At 70.5% G+C, this 1710-nt stretch carries 1 pseudogene; it reads right to left on the bottom strand.

Annotated features, from left to right (window positions below):
- Positions 1–132: 132 nt before the first annotated feature.
- Positions 133–1323 (bottom strand): annotated as a pseudogene (locus ACFVWD_RS58265) (FAD/NAD(P)-binding protein); the annotation flags it as partial.
- Between the last annotated feature and the right edge of the window lie 387 nt (positions 1324–1710).

Below are 1710 nucleotides of genomic sequence, written 5' to 3'. Positions count from 1 at the left end.
GTCCGGAGTGGGCGACCTCGTGCGCGGCGTTGCGCAGATCGCGCAGCCGCCGGAGCATGACGCGCCCCAGCCGGATCGCCACGACCACGACGCCGACCAGGGTCAGCCCCACCAGCCCGACTTCCGCGGCCGCCGTCCGGACTCCGCCGGGGTGATCTCCTGCACCCGGCCGACGACCAGTTCCACCCGGCCGTCCTGGGGACGCATCGCTCGCTCGATGATCTCCATCGTGTACTCCACGGCCCCGACGCGCAGGGCCGCGAGGCTGGTGGCGAACTCGTCGAGCAGTCGGCGCAGGTCGTCGGTCGGGATGCGGTCGATGACCTCCGGGATGTACGGCTCCCAGGCTTTGGCGACCCGTTCGGAGACGATCACGGAGTCGATCTCGGGGTGCTGGTCCCTGACGGTCGCGCAGGCGGCCTGCCAGGCGGCCCTGACACGGGCGAGGAATTCCTCGCGGTCGCGGTAGGGCTCCATCAGGAGGTCGGGGCGCGGCAGCCGCACCACTCCGTGTTCGTGGGTGTCGGGGTAGGTGCGGAAGATCGTCCCTGACCTGGAGATCAGGTGGATACGGCCGACGTGTCCGTTGCGCAGCAGCAGACCTGCCGAATCGTAGGCGCTCAGAACCGATCCGACGATGGCCACGGAGGCATCGGGTGGGAGACGGGTAAGTGCGCGGAGCCCGGGGGCGGAGTACGGGTTGCGGACGAAGGAGGGGTGCCTGGCGACGCCGGCGGCGAAAGGCGGCTCCTTGAGTTCCAGGCCGGTGGCGAGGACGACGTGGTCCGCGTCGAGGATCTGCGTGTCCGGGAGCGGGCCGGGGCGCAGCCCTTCGGTCGTGTACGGGCCGAGGCCCCTGACGGTCACCTCGAAGCCGCGGTCGCATGGCCTGGTGTCGAGCGCCTCGCCGTCCGCTTCCACGAGGACGACTCCGGGGCAGGCTTCCCGGGCGGCCTCGATCAGCCGGTCGTCGAGGTAGTCCTGGAAGATGCGGCGGGGGGCGGGGCCCTGCTCGGTGAACTTCCAGGAGGCCCAGCGCTGGGGCCAGTCCCGGCGGTCGGCCTCCTGGTTGGCCCAGTTGATGAAGTCGAGCACGTCTTCGCGGAACACCGACATCCGGCCGGCCTGGATGTTGAAGACGTGGTCCCAGGGATTGCCGTCACGGTGATACGCGACGCCCGCCGAGCGGTAGTCGGCACGCCGCTCCAGGAGGATGACTTCCAGGGGTCTTCTCGCGAAATGGAGCAGCCGTATCGCGGTGGCCGTGCCGGCCAGGCCCGCCCCCACGACCAGCACCCTGGGGCGCGCACCCGTCTTGCCCATGAAGCCTCCCCGCTGACTCAGGGGCGCCCCGTCGTGCGCTCCCCGTCGGTGTCTTCGCTGACTGGAAGTTCCCTGACTGGGCATCAACTCGGCTTATCCGTACAGGTATCGGGCCGGAACACGATGCCGGGACAGGGTCGTGCACGATCGTGGCGCCGACGATACCCGAAGGCACCGGACGGCGAAGCCCCTGTCGGTGAGCCGCCCCCCGAGCTGGAAAGGGGCGGGTCGCCGGCAGGGGCGGCCGCAGGGCCCGCCGGAGCCTGTCCGGGGCCGTGGGGGCGGGAGCGTCAGCTGTCGATGCCGGGAACGGCGGGGACGTCGATCTCGGTGCGGGCGTAGTGGTTGAAGTAGTTGGTGTAGAGGTTCACGGCCACGTGGACGAAG

It is taken from the genome of Streptomyces sp. NPDC058086, assembly GCF_042885015.1.
Lineage (GTDB): Bacteria > Actinomycetota > Actinomycetes > Streptomycetales > Streptomycetaceae > Streptomyces.
This window is presented reverse-complemented; position numbering and strand designations above follow the sequence as displayed.